12 protein-coding genes are annotated in these 15,678 nt (G+C 63.8%); 3 read left to right on the top strand and 9 right to left on the bottom strand.

All coding sequences use genetic code 11. The annotated features are described in order from the left end of the window. Positions 1-63: 63 nt before the first annotated feature. The 8 genes from ACIP9X_RS03305 to ACIP9X_RS03270 all read right to left on the bottom strand — a co-directional run bounded on the left by ACIP9X_RS03305 (position 64) and on the right by ACIP9X_RS03270 (position 12,069). Positions 64-1,056: a LacI family DNA-binding transcriptional regulator gene (locus ACIP9X_RS03305; RefSeq protein WP_400478284.1), complete on the bottom strand. Its 993-nt coding sequence runs from the start codon at positions 1,054-1,056 to the stop codon at positions 64-66. Positions 1,057-1,343: 287 nt separating this feature from the next. Next, a complete protein-coding gene (locus tag ACIP9X_RS03300; RefSeq protein ID WP_400478283.1) occupies positions 1,344-2,687 on the bottom strand; it encodes an MFS transporter in 1,344 nt (447 codons plus the stop codon). Positions 2,688-2,734: 47 nt separating this feature from the next. Next, complete coding sequence (gene hisD / locus ACIP9X_RS03295) at positions 2,735-4,081, bottom strand: histidinol dehydrogenase (protein WP_400478282.1); 1,347 nt, start codon at positions 4,079-4,081, stop codon at positions 2,735-2,737. A gap of 521 nt (positions 4,082-4,602) precedes the next feature. Beyond that, entirely contained in the window at positions 4,603-5,982 is a 1,380-nt protein-coding gene (locus ACIP9X_RS03290) for an MFS transporter (RefSeq protein WP_400478281.1), read from the bottom strand. A gap of 62 nt (positions 5,983-6,044) precedes the next feature. Next, positions 6,045-7,520, bottom strand: coding sequence for an NAD-dependent succinate-semialdehyde dehydrogenase (locus ACIP9X_RS03285; protein WP_400478280.1), 1,476 nt, complete (start codon positions 7,518-7,520; stop codon positions 6,045-6,047). Positions 7,521-7,569: 49 nt separating this feature from the next. Next, the gene (locus ACIP9X_RS03280; RefSeq protein ID WP_400478279.1) at positions 7,570-8,820 is read right to left on the bottom strand and encodes an iron-containing alcohol dehydrogenase; all 1,251 of its coding nucleotides are present in this window, start codon (positions 8,818-8,820) and stop codon (positions 7,570-7,572) included. 158 nt (positions 8,821-8,978) lie between these two features. Continuing rightward, positions 8,979-10,892 carry a helix-turn-helix domain-containing protein gene (locus ACIP9X_RS03275; protein WP_400478278.1) on the bottom strand — a complete coding sequence of 638 codons (1,914 nt, stop codon included), beginning with the start codon at positions 10,890-10,892 and terminating at the stop codon, positions 8,979-8,981. A 988-nt stretch (positions 10,893-11,880) separates the two neighbouring features. Next, positions 11,881-12,069: a hypothetical protein gene (locus tag ACIP9X_RS03270; protein ID WP_400478277.1), complete on the bottom strand. Its 189-nt coding sequence runs from the start codon at positions 12,067-12,069 to the stop codon at positions 11,881-11,883. 531 nt (positions 12,070-12,600) lie between these two features. On the opposite strand from ACIP9X_RS03270, the gene ACIP9X_RS03265 reads away from it, so the two are divergent. After that, positions 12,601-13,011 carry a VOC family protein gene (locus ACIP9X_RS03265; protein ID WP_400478276.1) on the top strand — a complete coding sequence of 137 codons (411 nt, stop codon included), beginning with the start codon at positions 12,601-12,603 and terminating at the stop codon, positions 13,009-13,011. Between the two features lie 333 nt (positions 13,012-13,344). Here ACIP9X_RS03265 and ACIP9X_RS03260 read toward each other — a convergent pair whose 3' ends face one another. Beyond that, complete coding sequence (locus ACIP9X_RS03260) at positions 13,345-14,070, bottom strand: helix-turn-helix transcriptional regulator (RefSeq protein WP_400478275.1); 726 nt, start codon at positions 14,068-14,070, stop codon at positions 13,345-13,347. 84 nt (positions 14,071-14,154) lie between these two features. Between ACIP9X_RS03260 and ACIP9X_RS03255 the strand changes: the two genes are divergently transcribed. Both ACIP9X_RS03255 and ACIP9X_RS03250 read left to right on the top strand, forming a co-directional pair. Beyond that, positions 14,155-14,451, top strand: coding sequence for a hypothetical protein (locus ACIP9X_RS03255; protein ID WP_400478274.1), 297 nt, complete (start codon positions 14,155-14,157; stop codon positions 14,449-14,451). Further along, positions 14,452-15,603, top strand: a complete 1,152-nt coding sequence (locus ACIP9X_RS03250; protein ID WP_400478273.1) for a DNA alkylation repair protein — start codon at positions 14,452-14,454, stop codon at positions 15,601-15,603. It begins immediately after the preceding gene. Positions 15,604-15,678 lie beyond the last annotated feature (75 nt).

Below are 15,678 nucleotides of genomic sequence, written 5' to 3'. Positions count from 1 at the left end.
GCACCCGCACCAGCCAGCGACCTCCCATATCTCGGGTGCTGGGCGACCTCTTGCGACTCCGGATCAGGTCGGACCGGCCGTGCTGCCGCGGACGATGAGGTCGCACGGAAAGTCGACCCGCCGTGCCGGGCTGCCGGGGGCGTGGATGCGCTCGAGCAGCATCTTGGCCCCAGTCCGTGCCATTTCGCGGCTGGGCTGCCGGACGGTGGTGAGGCTGAAGGAGTCCCAGGCTGCCATGTCGACGTCGTCATAACCGATCACCCAGCAGTCCTCAGGCTCGATGCTGTGGGCACGGAGGGCGTCCAGGGCGCCGAAGGCCATGAGGTCGTTGGCGCAGAAGACGGCCTGCGGGCGGTCGGCGCGGGAGAGCAGCCTGCCCATGACCTGGGCGCTGATGTCGTGAGAAAACCCGCCGTGGAAGCGGAAGTGTTCGGGAACGGCATGGCCCTTTTCTGCCATCCTGCCGAGGAAGCCCTGTGCGCGCTCACGGGAGGTGCTGGCGTTTTCCGCGCCGCCGATGAAGGCCACCCGGCTTTTGCCGTGCTCCAGCAGGTAGTCGGCGACGGCGGCGCCGCCCTCTGTGTTGCTGCTGGTCACCTGGTCGCATTCCAGGCCCTCAACCACACGGTTGATCAGCACGATCGGGCTGTTCTTTTCGATGGCGGCCTGGAGTTCCAGCGAATCTTCCGTGGCGGTGGTGAAGATGACGCCGTCGACGGCGTGTTCCCGGATGGCCTTCAAGGCATCGTGGTGGCTGCCGCCGCCGGCGTTCCAGATGACCACCCGGAACCCGGCAGCGTCCAGCTCCCGGCTCAGCTCGTCGAGGACCTCCGGGTAGAACGGGTTGGTCAGGTCTGCCACTACGACGCCGATGGTGTTGGTCCGCCTGGTCTTCATCGCCTGGGCACCGGCATGCGGGACGTAACCGAGGGTTTCCATGGCCGCCTGCACCCGCGCCCTGGTGGCAGGAGCCAGCTTGGCGGAAGAGGACATGACCCGCGAGACAGTGGCCTGCGAGACCCCGGCGAGTTCAGCCACGTCGCGGCTGGTGACCATCGAAAGCGCCCTCCTTTACGTCGGTGTTCCGGCGCGATCCCGCACGGGAATGTTGGACTTCGTTTGTTTTTAGACTAGCCAAACCTCGGCCTCGCGTCGGCTGACCCCCTCGGTTCTACTGATTGGGTGACCCGTCGGGAAACCGTGGGGTGGATTGAAGAGAAGCCACGCTGTGCAAAGCCCTTCACGGGCTGCCGGGCTGCTCTCCCCGGGCCAAGTGGGTGGAGCAGGGACAGCGGAGCCCGTGGTGCGGGCTCCGCTGTTTCCGCTGGTGGCAGGGGTGGTGTTTAGGCCTTGGCTTTGGTGAACGTCTTTGTCTCTCCGATGTTTGCCAGGTCAACGTCTTTGGTTTCCTTGGCGAAGGAGACCGATACCATGGCGATGGCCGTGGAGGCGATGATGATCAGTACGACGGGCCAGGTGCCACCGCTCCACAGGACGAGGGCACCTGCCAGTGCCGGCATGAATCCGGCGAGCAGGATGGATGCCATCTGGTAGCCGATGGAGATCCCGGAGTACCGTACGGCGGTGGGGAACAGTTCGCAGTAGAGTGCCGGGAGCGGGGCGTAGACCAGTGCGTGGCCCAGCGCCAGGAACAGGGCGACGCCGAGGATGATGGCGAGCTGTTGGCCGGTGCCGATGAGGGCGAAAATCGGCCAAGCGGTCAGCATGATCGCGGTTCCGCCCAGCAGGAAGGTGCGCTTGCGGCCAATGCGGTCCGAGAGGCGGCCGAAGACCGGAATCATGATGATGTTCAGGGCAGAACCGATCATGACTGCGGTGAGGCCGTATTGCTGTGGCACTTTCAGCGTGGTGGTGACGTAGGAGAGGACGAAGACGGTGAACAGGTAGTAGTTTCCGGCTTCGGCGAAGCGGGCGAAGATGGCGATCAGCAAGGGCTTGCGGTGGTGGGCGAGCAGTTCGGTGATCGGGGCCTTGCGGTGCTGGGCCTCTTTGGCCATTTTTTCTTTTTCGGCCAGGAATTCCGGGCTCTCCGTCGCGTTGAGGCGGATGTAGAGGCCGACCGCGGCCAGCACGATGCTCAGCAGGAACGGTACGCGCCAGCCCCAGGTTGTGAAGGCATCGCCTGTCAGGGCCCCTGCCAGCGCGACGGCTGCGGTGCCCAGGAGCAGACCGCAGGAAACACCGATCTGGGGCCAGGAACCGTAGAAGCCCCGTTTACCCTTGGGCGCGTTTTCAACGGCGATGATGGCCGCGCCGCCCCATTCCCCGCCCACGGCGAAGCCCTGGGCAAGGCGCAGCACGCAGAGCAGGATCGGGGCGAGCACCCCGACCGCCTGGTAGGTGGGGAGCAGACCGATCATCGCGGTGGAGGCGGTCATGATGGCGAACGTCAGGATCAGGGTCGATTTCCGTCCGATCCGGTCCCCGAGGTGGCCGGCAACGAAGGCGCCCAGGGGGCGGGCGATGAAGCCGACGCCGAACGTGGCCAGCGCCGCGATCTGGGAGATACTCGCATCCATCGCCGGGAAGAACAGCGGTCCGAACACCAGCGCGGCGGCGGTGGCGTACACGGTGTACTCATACCACTCGACAATGGCGCCGATGGTGCCCGAGAACAGCGTCCGGCGGCGGACCTGCTCGGGTGTCATGGTTTTGGCGGTTGACATGGAGGGGGCTCCGATCGTGGGGCGGGGAGAAGTCTGAACGGCCATGGTCAGCTCTCGAAAGTGTGGTCGGACCAGGGCAGGGAGGTGCCGCGGTACTTGGCGGCCCGGACGTCGCCGGAGCGTGCGTGGCCTTCGAACCGTTCCACCCTGGACGCGCGGCCGCAGAGCTCGCCGAAGAAGGCGCTGGATTCGGTGTTGGTCACTTCCTGGTAGGTGACGGTGCGCAGGTACTTGCCGACCCAGAGGCCGCCCGTGTAGCGGGCCGCGCCGCGGGTGGGCAGGACGTGGTTGGTGCCGATGACCTTGTCGCCGTAGGAGACGCAGGTTCCTTCGCCAAGGAAGAGGGCGCCGTAGTCGTGCATCTTCCCGAGTGCCTCACGCGGGTTCTGGGTGAGGATCTGCACGTGCTCGTAGGCGTACTCATCGGCCAGTGCATAGGCGTCGTCGAGGTTCTCAACGACGTGGACCGCGCCCCAGTCGCTCCAGGCCGGTCCGGCGTAGTCGCGGGTCGGCATGTCCACGAGGATCGTGTCGATGTGCTCGATGACCTTGCGGCCCAGTTCCTCGCTGGTGGTGATCAGGACGGCGGGGGAATCAGGGCCGTGCTCCGCCTGGGAGAGGAGGTCCACGGCGACGATGAACGGGTCAGCGTGCTCGTCGGCCACAATGAGGACTTCAGTGGGCCCGGCGAAGAGGTCGATGCCGACCTCGCCGAAGAGCTGGCGCTTTGCCTCCGCAACGAAGGCGTTGCCGGGGCCGGCCAGCATGTTGACCGGCTTGATGGTCTCGGTGCCGATGGCCAGGGCCGCGACTGCCTGGATGCCGCCGAGGAGGTAGATTTCGTCTGCGCCGGCCAGGTGCATGGCAGCGACGGTGGCGTCCGGGACTTCACCCTGGATCAGCGGCGTGCAGGCCGCCACGCGCTCCACGCCGGCAACCTTGGCGGTCACGATGGTCATGTGGGCGCTGGCCAGCAGCGGGTACTTTCCGCCGGGGATGTAAGCGCCGGCAGCCTGGACCGGAACGTTCTTCTGTCCCAGGAACACTCCGGGCAGCGTTTCAATTTCGAAGTCGGAGAGGGATTCGAGCTGCTTCCGGGCCATGGTGCGGACCTGCTCCTGGACGAACGTGATGTCCTCGATGACCTGTCCAGGGACGCGGGCCATGATCTCGTCCAGCTGCTCCTGGCTGAGCAGGAACGACTCCGGCGCGTGCTTGTCGAACTTCTGCGAGTATTCCCGGACGGCCTCGTCGCCACGTTCACGGATCTCCGCGATCACAGCCTCCACAGTGGCACGGACCTCCGGGGTGCTGCCGCGGGCCACACTGCTGCGGGCGGGCTCCTTCAGCATCGTGGATTTAACGGCCGAACTGAATTCCTTTGTAACCGTCATCAGGATTACCTTCCATCGTCATTGATGGGCGACCACTGGAACGCCCCGGTCAAGCCTGTCGGCCTGTGTTACTACTACGAGCGTATACGTATTCATGAGGTGCCACAAGGGTTTTCGACAAGGTATGTATACGTATTCCTCGACGCCTGACGGGGGAGCGTAGTACCCGCCTTTGGCCGGTCCGCCCTCCCGACGCCGGCCTGACAGTCGTCCAGCGGGGCGGTTTGGTTCCAGTCGGTTTTAGTACTTAGTGGAGCATGCCATAGTCCCGCCCCACGATGGCTAAGCTCGGCGCTCCGACCTAGTTCTCCGTGGGAACACCAGGGGCGTGTTGCTCATCATCCGGTGAGGAAGACACTTTCAAATTTCAGCCACCGCTGAATTGCTTGGCTGGCGGCAACTGGCGGAGGGGACCGCGAAGGGCCTTGAGACCGTTCAGTCCAGGAAGAGAATGCCGGTGTCATCCGTGGAATGCACTGCGGATGACACCGGCCTTTTCGAATTGGCGGGCCAAAATGTCTTTAGCTAACGCCGGCCTTTTCAGTTGTGTTCTCGGAGTTCAGCGAGTCCTCCCTCTCTGCCGCGTCAAGGCGGCCACGGACCCGTTTCACCGTTTCGGGTGCCATGATCGCGGAGGCGACAGTGATGACACCGATAACGCTGAAGTACAGGATCACCCAGCCGGGTTCACCGTTGCCCGCGTTGAGCAGGGCCACCGCGACCAGCGGTGCGATACCGCCTGCCAAAACGGATCCGAACTGGTAACCCATGGAGGCGCCGCTGTAGCGGAGCTTCGTGGAAAACAGCTCGCTGAAAAAGGCCGCCTGGGGACCGTACATCGAGTTGTGGAAGACCGCGAGGCCGATGACGATCGCCAGGGTCGCCAGCAGGGCGCTGCCAGTGTCCGTCATGACGAAGTAGAGCGGGAAGAACAGCAGCCCGCCGATAGAGCCGAACAGGTACAGCGGCTTCCGGCCGATCCGGTCTGACAATGCGGCCCACAGCGGCACCGCGATGACGCCCATGGCGGAGGCGATCAGTACGGACATGGAGCCCTGGTTCGCACGGTCGGGACCGAAGGTGCGCATGATGTAGACCACGGAGAAGGTCGTGTACAGGTAAAACGCGGAGTTTTCGGCCAGACGCATGCCGACGACCAGCCAGACGCCCTTGGTTTCCTTCTTCAGGGCTTCGCCGAGCGGGTTGTGAGCGGTCTGCTTCTTGGCCACGAGGTCTTTGAAGTCCTCGGAGTCCTCAAGCTTTGCCCGGACCACGAGGCCGACCACGATCAGCAGCACGCTCAGCAGGAACGGAATGCGCCAGGCCCACGCGTCAAAGACGTCGGCCGGAACGCTGGCCTTGACGGCCAGAACAGAGGAGTTGGCCAGCAGCATGCCGGCCGGGACGCCCATCTGGGTGAAGCTTCCGAAGAATCCTCGGCGTCCTTCCGGTGCATGTTCGGTGGAAATGATGGCTGCGCCTGCCCACTCGGCGCCGGCGCCGAAGCCCTGCATGAGCCGCAGCACGGTCAGCAGGATGGGAGCCCAGACACCGATCTGCGAGTAGGTCGGGAGCAGACCCATCGCCAGGGTGGCGAAGCCCATCAGGAGCAAGGAAAGCACCAGCATCGGCTTGCGGCCAATCTTGTCCCCGTAGTGTCCCGCGAACATGCCTCCGAAGGGACGGGCGACGAAGCCGACCGCGTAGGTGAGGAATGCTAGCAGGAGCCCCGTGGCGGGGTCCTGTTCTGGAAAGTAGAGCCGGCTGAAGACACCGGTGGCTGCCAAGAGGCCGAAGATGTAGTAGTCATACCACTCGATGGTGGTTCCGGCGAAGCTGGCGAGGGACACGCGCCAGGGCACTCGTTTGGAGTTGGGCGCGTTGGTTGCAGGGAGCGTCATTGGTCTTTCTTTCGGTGGTCAAACAGGTTGTGATGGACGGCCAAGAACTTTGTGGACCTGGTTCACCAGTCCACGGCGATGTATTTGGTTTCGGTGAAGTCCAGCAGGCCCTGGTGGGCGCCTTCGCGTCCCAGCCCGCTTTGCTTGACGCCTCCGAACGGGGCGGCCGGGTCGGAGACCAAGCCGCGGTTCAGGGCAACCATTCCGCTTTCGATGCGTTCGGACACCCGCAGCCCGCGGCGGAGGTCCTCGGTGAACACATACGCTGCGAGGCCATACTCGGAGTCGTTTGCAGCTGTGATGGCTTCGTCTTCGGTGTCAAAGCCGATGACTGACGCTACGGGTCCGAAGATTTCCTCGCTAACCATGCGCGCGTGCAGCGGCACGTTGGTCACCACTGTGGGCGGGTAGTAGTAGCCGTCTCCGTCCGGCAGTTGCCCGCCGGTGAGCAGGCGCGCACCTTGCTCGAGGGCATCGCGGACCAGGGCGTCAACCTTTAGGACGCTTGCTTCGTCCACGAGCGGGCCGACCTCGGTGGAAGGGTCGGTGCCCGGGCCTACGGTGAGGGCGGCCATGCGGCCGGCCAGCCGGCTGGCGAACTCGGCCTGGATCCCGCGTTGGACGTAGATCCGGTTGGCTGCCGTGCAGGCTTGGCCCCCGTTGCGCATTTTGGCGATCATGACGCCGTCGATTGCCTTGTCCAGGTCGGCGTCCTCGAAGACCAGGAACGGTGCGTTGCCGCCGAGTTCCATGGAGCACTTGAGCACGTTGTCGGCGGCCTGGCGCAACAGGTGCCGCCCGACGCCGGTGGAACCGGTGAAGGACAGCTTGCGGACCCTCGGGTCGGCGAGGATCGGTGTCATGACGTCGCTGGTCCTGCTCGTGGTGACCACGTTGACGACGCCGGCCGGGACGCCGGCGTCGACCATCAGCTGCGCGATTGCCAGTGACGTCAGGGGAGTGAGGGTGGCTGGCTTGAGCACGGCGGTGCAGCCGGCGGCAAGTGCCGGAGCGAGCTTGCGTGTGGCCATGGCGGCGGGGAAGTTCCACGGCGTGATCAGGACGCAGACGCCGATGGGCTGGTGCTGGACAAGGATGCGGTTGGCACCGGACGGCGAGATGGATACGTCGCCGATGATCCGTACTGCCTCCTCGGCGTACCAGCGGAAGAACTCCGCAGCGTACGACACCTCGCCGCGGGCGTCGGGAAGCGCCTTGCCGTTTTCGAGGGAGATAAGGCGGGCGAGCTCTTCCCGGCGTTCGGTCATCAGGTCAAAGCAGCGGCTGAGGATTTCCGCGCGGCGGCGGGGCGGCGTGGCCGCCCATTCGGGGAAGGCGGTCGCGGCAGCGTCAACGGCGGCGAGGCCGTCCTCGACGTCGGCGTCGGCGATTGCAGTGATGACGGTCGCGTCGGAGGGGTTGACGACGTCGACACTTCCGCCGCCTGCGGCGTCCCGCCAGTCCCCCGCGATGAGCAGCTGGCGGGGGACGGCGAGCCCCTCGAGATCAAGCGGTTCCTGGGCGGAAAGGAGAGTCATGGGTGATCCTTTGCTTCTGATCAGTGGATTTATTGTCGGTGAGTTTGCGTCAGCGGAGGGTGCGGTCGCCTGTGAAAGCGGCCTGAACGATCGTGCTGACGGCTTCGAGGTCGAGCGGCACCGGGTTGTTGTCGATGAGCCGCTTGGAGTTAAGGGACAGGTGGGCGATACGGTCAAGGTCGCTTTCTTTCGCGCCCAGTTCCTCCAGCGTGGCGGGGAGTTCGATGGCGGAGATTACTTCATCGATGGCCTCGACGCCGGACAGGGCCGCGCCGCGCACGTCCATGCCCTTGGTGTCGCGTCCCAGCGCTTCGGCGATCTGCTTCAGCTGCGGCAGGATGGCGCCGAAGTTGTGGCGGACCACGTACGGGAGGAGGACGCCGACGCCGACGCCGTGCGGCGTGTGGGTCAGCGCGCCCACCGGATACTGGATGGCGTGCGCGGCCGCGGTTCCGGCGTTGCTGAGGACGATGCCGCCATAGAGGGCGGCCAGCATCATGTCTCCGCGGGCCTCAGCATTGGCAGGATCCTTGTAGGCGGTTGCCAGGCTGCGTCCCACCAGACGGATCCCGTCCAGCGCGAGGGAATCTGTCAGAACGTTCTTGCCGACGAAAACGCGTTCGTTGGCCAGCGTGGAAGTCGGCTCCCTGGTGATGGCGGTGAACGATTCGATCAGGTGCACGAATGTGTCGGCACCGGTGGCCGCAGTCAGTGACGGCGGGCACGTGTAGGTCAGCTCCGGGTCGCATACAGACGCGAACGGAATGATGTGCGGGCTGGAGATGCCCATTTTCATGCCCAGACCGGGGTCGGACACTACGGCGATAGCTGTGGCCTCCGAGCCGGTGCCTGCCGTTGTCGGCAGGGCAATAACAGGCTTGACGGGGCCGGGCACGGCGAATTCGCCGTAGTAATCGCTGGGCTGGCCGCCGTGGGTCAGCAGCACGGAGACCACCTTGGCCATGTCCATGCAGCTTCCTCCGCCGAAGCCGATGATGACGTCGATGTCCTGGCCCTTGAGTTCTTCGACGCAGGCGATGATGCCCGGGGTGGGCAGTTCAGCCTCGGTATCGCCGAAGACGCGGACGGTGAGCTTCCGGCTCTCGAGGCTCCGAACCAGCGCCTGCAACTCTTCGGAGGCGGCCAGACGCGGATCCGTGCAGACCAGCACGTTGCCGCCTATTTCCGCCGCGATATCAGCGACCGCGAACCGCTGCTGGGCGCCGACGACGATATTCCGGGGCAACCGCAGGACGCCGAAGGTTGCGGGACGGATGCCCGCAGCATGCGCACACGACATTGTGACTAACTCCTAAGGATGGGGGTCTTTCGGCTACCGGCAAGGTGCCGCAGATCTCATCGTTCCAGAGGGGTGTGACGCATCCTATGGAGCCTCATGCCACAACAGAGGAGTCTTCATGTTGCCTGGTTACACATGGCGGACTTTGCGCGGCGGCGTCAGGCGTGTTGCCTGCCCACTCCTACCGACTGCAGCCGCCACAACCGCAGGGCCACATGCACGTCCAAGGCCCGTCCGCCCCGGCGCCAGCCCGGGCCGAGGAGGGTGTCGATCCGGTCCAGCCGCTGGCGGAGCGTGTTGGCGTGGACATGCAGAGCGTTGGCAGCAGCCGTGATGGAGGCGCCGTATTCCAGGAAGATCCACGCCGTCGAGACCAACTGTGTTCCCCGTTTGCGATCGTAGTCCAGGAGCGGCCCGAGCTGGGCCGCCAGCAGTTGGGCGGCGAACGGGCTGTCCATGGCACCGAGGAGCATCCCGGCGGTGCCCAGGGCAGCTTTATCGGCTGCCTCCCCATGCCGGGCCAACGCCTGCATTGCACCCAGCACGGCGTGTGCCTCCGCGTGGGCGGCTGACAACCGGGAAAACCCCGTCACTGTTTCCGATGAGCCGACGCTGGCTTCGATGCGCTGCCGCTTCAACGCATCGACAATTGCCTGCCCGGCATCCGCACCCCCGTCCGATGCCGGGATACCCGGTCCGGCACCGCGGCGCATGGGAGGTTCGATAACGCACAAGTGCGATTCGTGCAGAGCCGTGATTCCGGAGCGGCCCTCGGCATGCCGCCTCAGCACTGCCAAAGCCCGCTGGCGCTGATCATCCCTGACTCCCACGACTCTGACGACCAGTTGGAGGTTGTCAGCGAGCCCAAACCGGCCCGCCCTCCTTCGCAGGGCCTCGGTACTTTCCGACTGGGGGTTCAGGAGCTCATCGATGAGTTCCAGTTGTAGCCGGTACTGCGCATCCTGGTACGTGCGCTCAAAGAGCAGCGCGGCGCTGAGCACCAGGGCGCTCCGCTCAAGCACCGCAAGCCGGTCCTGTGTCAGATGCCCGGCAACGATCAGCGATGCGAGGTGCTGGTCGCCGGCAACCGCGGACATCACCGTGTAGTCGCGGCCGTTAACCGTGAAGGGCATTGGCAACGTCCGCGCCGCAGACATTTCGGCCGCGCTCAATGCCGCAGGGTTGCCGAAGTCTGAACCTGTGCCGCTCCCTGCCATCGGCTCGCCCACGGGGGAGACGACGAACACTTCGGTGTCCATCGCCTCGGCCAGCAGGCGCAGCAGGTTGGGAAGGCTCTCGGTAGAGGCGAGGGTTTCCATCAGCCGTTGGTCAAGGGATGAAAGTTCCTCCAGCGCCCTCACATGGGCCAGGTTCTGGCGCTGGGCCTGGTCCAGCCGGGCAAGGGCATCCGCCATTTCGGTGAAATGGCGCGCGTTCTCAAGAGCGACAGCGGCATGCGTTCCGATGGATTCCATAAGGGCAACGTCTTCACTGCTGAAATTGTGGGCATGCCGGTCCGCGACGAGGAGCGCACCGATGACGTTACCTTCAACCCGTAACGGGACGCCCATGATGGCCTTGACTCCCTCGGCTGCGACGGCGGTATCGCTCGATTCAAGGTGCGACTTGGTTTGGTCGCTCAGGTAGTCTGCACTCTGCGAAGGCGCCTCGCCGGTCGCCACAGCGCCGAGGACGCCCTCGCCGAGGGGCATGCGGATGTTGCGGAACAACGAAGTGGCCGCACCGTCGGTCACACGGATATAGGATTCCCCGGTCCCGTAATCATTCAAGCTGAGGTACGCGATATCGCTGCCGATAAGCGAGCGGGTCCTGCGCACGATGGCCTTCAGCACAGCCTCGACGTCGCGGATGCCTGTCAGATCCGTGGCGGTGTCGTACAGGACGCGGAGCAAACCTTCCCGCCGGCTGGCCTCCCGTAACCTGGCACTGAGGCTGCGGGCAGCTGCTGCCATTGCCGAATCGATCAGATTTTTCGCCTGCATCGCTGCCAACTGTGTTTCCAGACCCTCGGCTGAGACGCCGTCACCAAGCAGAGCCAGAAGCCGCCCCAAGGCCATCCCCTCAGAAGGGGGAACAACGCCAGCTGGGACGGGCAGACTCTCTTGGGCACCCATGAGGCCATGGTAGCGCCCGCTCCCATGTACGCCTGCCAGAATCCTTGGCGGTGCTAAGGTCCCTCACTGCGGCAAGTCACGGCAGCATGCGCCGTGAAGCGAACCGACCACAAGGACAGCGGCTACCTTGAGCTTGTCGACCACGTTTACTGTCGACTTTGTCCAAATCAAATGAACGGGAGCCAAAGTAAAAGCAAAGTGAGCGCTAACACCTCCTGCCCAGCAGCGGCATGGCTGGGTGATCACAGGCCGTAACATGTGGCGACTCTGATCCGTCCATGGCAGGGGTCAGTCCAGGTTATCCACGGCTGAAAGTAGGAGCCGTTGGGGTAGCTCCCTGGCAGCAGTAGCGGTGGATAACCTATGAGAATTGTCCCCGGCTGTGGGCGGGCGGACCGGGCTTCTCGTTCAAAACGTGTATCAATTCCGGTTGTTCCGAGCACACCAGGCAAAGAGCCGTGTCAGCTTTGGCTCTGCCCCAACCTGACGAACAACCTCCGTGAGCAGTCTCCGGTGGGCCTGACGAGTCCGCTCACGCGAAGGGCTCTGTTTTCCAAAACCGCAGGCAGACCCCGCCCTAAAGCGTCTTCTAGAAGGCGCGAATGTTCGAGCTCGAATACGCAAGACTCAGACGAGCTCACCTCCTGTCCGCTCCCGGAGAGTCGCAGATAGCGCACAGGGGAGGGTCTGGTCTGTGGAAAGGCAGCCTCTGCCTGATCAACGGCGAAGGTAGTGGCGCAGGTGTGGAATGGCGAAGTCCACCTTTCCCATATCCTGCTGATTCAATCCGGTCCGCCGCTATGCGCCTGCTCCGGTACTTCGAGACCACATTAGGTTTGGACCCAATGCCTTCCCGATCTGCTCGGCGGCCGAAGGGCCGTCTTGCTCCTTTACGTGACGGCAGGCCTGCCCGGGTTCGGACTGCTCAGATGAACGCATACACGGGAAAGATCCTGGGAATCAGCGACTCCGTTGTGCCGGCAGGAGCCTCATCCGGGGCGTTCCCGGGAGCCGCGCCGGCAGCGCTCGTGGGCTCGTCATCCAGCCCGCTGCCCGGCAGGTCGCGCTGCCCGCCATTGGAGCTGCGCGCGCGGTTCATGACGGTCAAAGACATCGCACTGCCTGGCATTAAGCTGGCCCCCTCAAGCCTCCAGCCGGGAACCTCCCCCGGGCCTCCGAGACAGAATAACCCCTACCCGCGGACAAATTGAGGTTTTCATCAATTTGTAAAATGATGGAGTGTACTGATGCGGCCCAACTGCACGGTTAGGCAGGGAATTCAGTGCACACAGTCCTCCGGATGCGTTTTCCGTTTTGGGGGAGGGACTGCGTGGAGGACCCGGGGATCACGGTTCCCGGGTGCTTCCACCGGCACCCTGAGGACAGGGCACCAAAGAAGGTGCAGCTCATGCAGCCGGGCTGTCCCTTCTCCGCTTCCGGCCCCGACTCCCGACAGGGGAGACTTCCATCTTGCAGATGAAGTAGGCCTCTTTGCCGTGGGACGCCTTCAAGTGCAGCCATCAGCCAAGGCTGTCACTCTAATGGAACCCTGGTTCCGGGCCCCGGGGTGGTGATGTTGGGCCTGGTTGTCTGTCGCCCGGCAGGGGAACCCTCGTTGAACCCTTCTGGTCGTTAGACTCGGCCCATGACCGGATTCCCTCAGATACTCCAGACGGTCCTGGATACTACTGATGCGAGAGGGCTGGCGGAGTTCTACCGCCAGCTTCTCGGACTCCGGTACCGGCCAGGAGATGAGCCAACTGAGGGCATACGTGATGATGTCGGTTGGCTGGTTCTCACCGATGCGCAAGGCAACCGCAAACTTGCTTTCCAGCAGGTTGATCACCTGGAACGGACCACATGGCCCCTGCCTGATGTGCCGATGCAGATGCACCTCGATCTGACCGTTCCTGACCGGGAAACACTCGAGCATCAACATTCCAGGGCGCTGGCATTAGGGGCTGAGCTTCGTTTTGATCGTACGGACGACCCGGACGAGCCGTTGTACGTCTACGCCGATCCGGCCGGCCATCCGTTCTGTATTTTCGTAGCCTGAAGCGAGGATGAGTTTTCCGCGCGCACCCGGTAAGGACCCCGTTTGTGCATTCGAATTTGCCGCCGGCAAAAGGTTCCCGGGACGGCAGGCGACAGATCCGGTGTGGGTCAGCTAAAGTGTCCGTCCCCGGCGGTCGCAGTCGGCTCTAGCGGCTTCCGCCTCATCCCGGAAATGGCCATCATGATGGCGCACGTACGGTGACGGGTTCGACGTCGTGGAGTTCCACCAGACCTCCCCGGGGTCGGTGGCCCGGAGAGCTTCTTCACCATCCGGCAGAGCCGGTGCCGGCAGCGAAACCGCTCGGGACTTGGTGGCCAACGGGTATACGGGCCTTCAAACGGGTCGGGCCTCGGGCTCACCGGCACTGCTAAAGATCCTGGCAGGTCGCAGTTGAAACTGTGTGCCGCTCATGGTGGCGTGTTCTATCCGGTCAATCCGGAAGAATCGCACGTCATTCCGTAGATGATCCCACGCGAGCACGTACCAGACCGGGACGTTGTAGTAGAAACACTGAGCCTCGATTACGCGCTCGGTGACATTGCCCTCGCGATCTCGATACCTAATCGACGCGAGCCGGCACTTCCAGAACGCCTCAAGCAGGATGGACGTTACGAGGGCGCCAGGAGATTCGTACGCCTGCATGACGACATTGGAGGCCGGTTCGCCGACTAGGATACGGCTGCGCAGGGTCCTGATTCTGGTGGCCTGAGAGGGAGCAAAGGCGCTGGCCACCTTCCGGGTGATGGAGCGGAGATCGCCCAGGAGCAGCGGTGATTTGATTTTCTCGGCGATCGAGAGGCTCAGCAGGAGACCGAGCGCCTCGGATCGGTTGAGATGAACCCGTCCCAGGGACCAGCCGGGCTCGAGCCGAATACCGCCACCTCGGCCACGCTCGCCCTCGATAGGCAACCCACGATCCCGCAAGGCGGCTAGGTCCCGTTGTGCGGTACGCACGCTGACGCCAAGCTCGGCCGCTAGCCTGTCTGCGGTGGTCACGTCATACTGCATGAGCAGCGATCGAAGAGCCTCGAGCCGCTCGGCCCTTCCATAGGCAGGCATAAAACCAGACTGCCACACAAACCCGACAAGCACTGTCGTATTTAGCAATAGCGTTATGGATGAGGCCAGTGAAAGGAGCCACCCGTGCACATCGCACTTGCGCCGTTCCGACTCAAGGACGGCGTCACGGAACAAGCACTTGTCGCCGCATCCGACGGGTTCGAAAGGGATTTCGTCCGACGGCAGGAGGGGATCCTGCAGCGGTTCCTGGTCAAGGACGGCAAAGGAGGCTTCGCCGACGTGGTCTTCTTCTCAGATAAGGAAGCGATGACCCGTGTAGTGGAAGCTGAACAGAACAGCGAAGCGTGTGCTGCGTTCTTCTCGATCATGAGCGCCGATGACTCGCATAGCGTCTTCGAAGTGATCAAGGCCTACGGGTAAATGGTCATGACGCAGGTGCCCCTGAAGGACCAGCTGTATAACCGCGACAGTGTGCGTTCCCTCGCCTCTCGCCTCCAGTCCGTTTACCCTCAGCTGAGGGTAGACATGTTCGTTGAAGAGGTCACCGGGCGATTTGGAGAGCTGCGACTCAAGGAGCGCATCACGTGGATCGCCGAGGTCCTTGAGCGGCACCTGCCCAACCAGTACCGAGACGCCGTTGAAGTCCTGCTGCGGTCGCTCCCGGACCCAGCCGACCCAACGCTCTCCGACGGTGACTTTGGTGATTTCACCTACGCGCCCTACGGCGAGTTCATCGCCCGTGGAGGCACAGCGTTAGAGGATGTGGAGTTCTCGCTATCGGCGCTCAAGGAGATCACCACTCGTTTCTCAGCAGAGTTCGCCATACGGTCATACCTTCTGGCGCATCCCGAGGCCACCATGAAAGCACTCCTGGAATGGGCCTCAGACCCGCACTACCACGTCCGGCGTCTAGCCAGTGAAGGCACTCGTCCACGGCTACCCTGGGCCTCCCGCCTCCCTATGCCGGTGTCCGCCGGAATCCCGATCCTCGACCGTCTGTTCGCCGACCCCACGCGTTACGTCACCAGATCTGTGGCCAACCACCTCAACGACATCGCGAAGTCCGACCCGGATATGGTGGTCAGCACTCTGCAGCGATGGCAGGCGAGCGGTCAACAGCGCGCAAGCGAGATGACCTACATCACACGCCAGGCCGCCCGAACCCTGATCAAGACCGGCCACGGCCCCGCCCTGGAACTGATCGGAATCCCCACAGGGCCGCAGGTGGCGGTCACCGGAATCACTGTGCCGCCAATAGTTGAGCTGGGTGGTTCGGCCGAGATCTCCGTCAGCGTCTGCGCTTCCGAGCGGGTCGACTGCATTATCAGTTACGCAATCGTCTTTGCCGGACCACGTGGACTCCCCAGCGGACGCAAGGTCTACACGCTGAAGAGGTTGACTATCCCGGCTGGAGCAAGTGTCACGCTTACCAAGCGGCACACCTTCCGCGCCGGGATGACCACGCGGCCGATCCACCCCGGCCAGCACCGCATCGAGATTCTGACGAACGGCGTCCCCCAGGAAAGCCGGACTTTCGAAATCACCTCGCCGCCAGCCGGCCGGATAAAGTGAGCGGAAGGCGGGAACCGATCGGTCACAACGAAACCCAGAAACAACTGATGGGAAGGCCGGCACCACTGCCAACAG

The sequence above is a fragment of the Arthrobacter sp. NPDC093125 genome (assembly GCF_044754225.1).
Lineage (GTDB): Bacteria > Actinomycetota > Actinomycetes > Actinomycetales > Micrococcaceae > Arthrobacter.
This window is presented reverse-complemented; position numbering and strand designations above follow the sequence as displayed.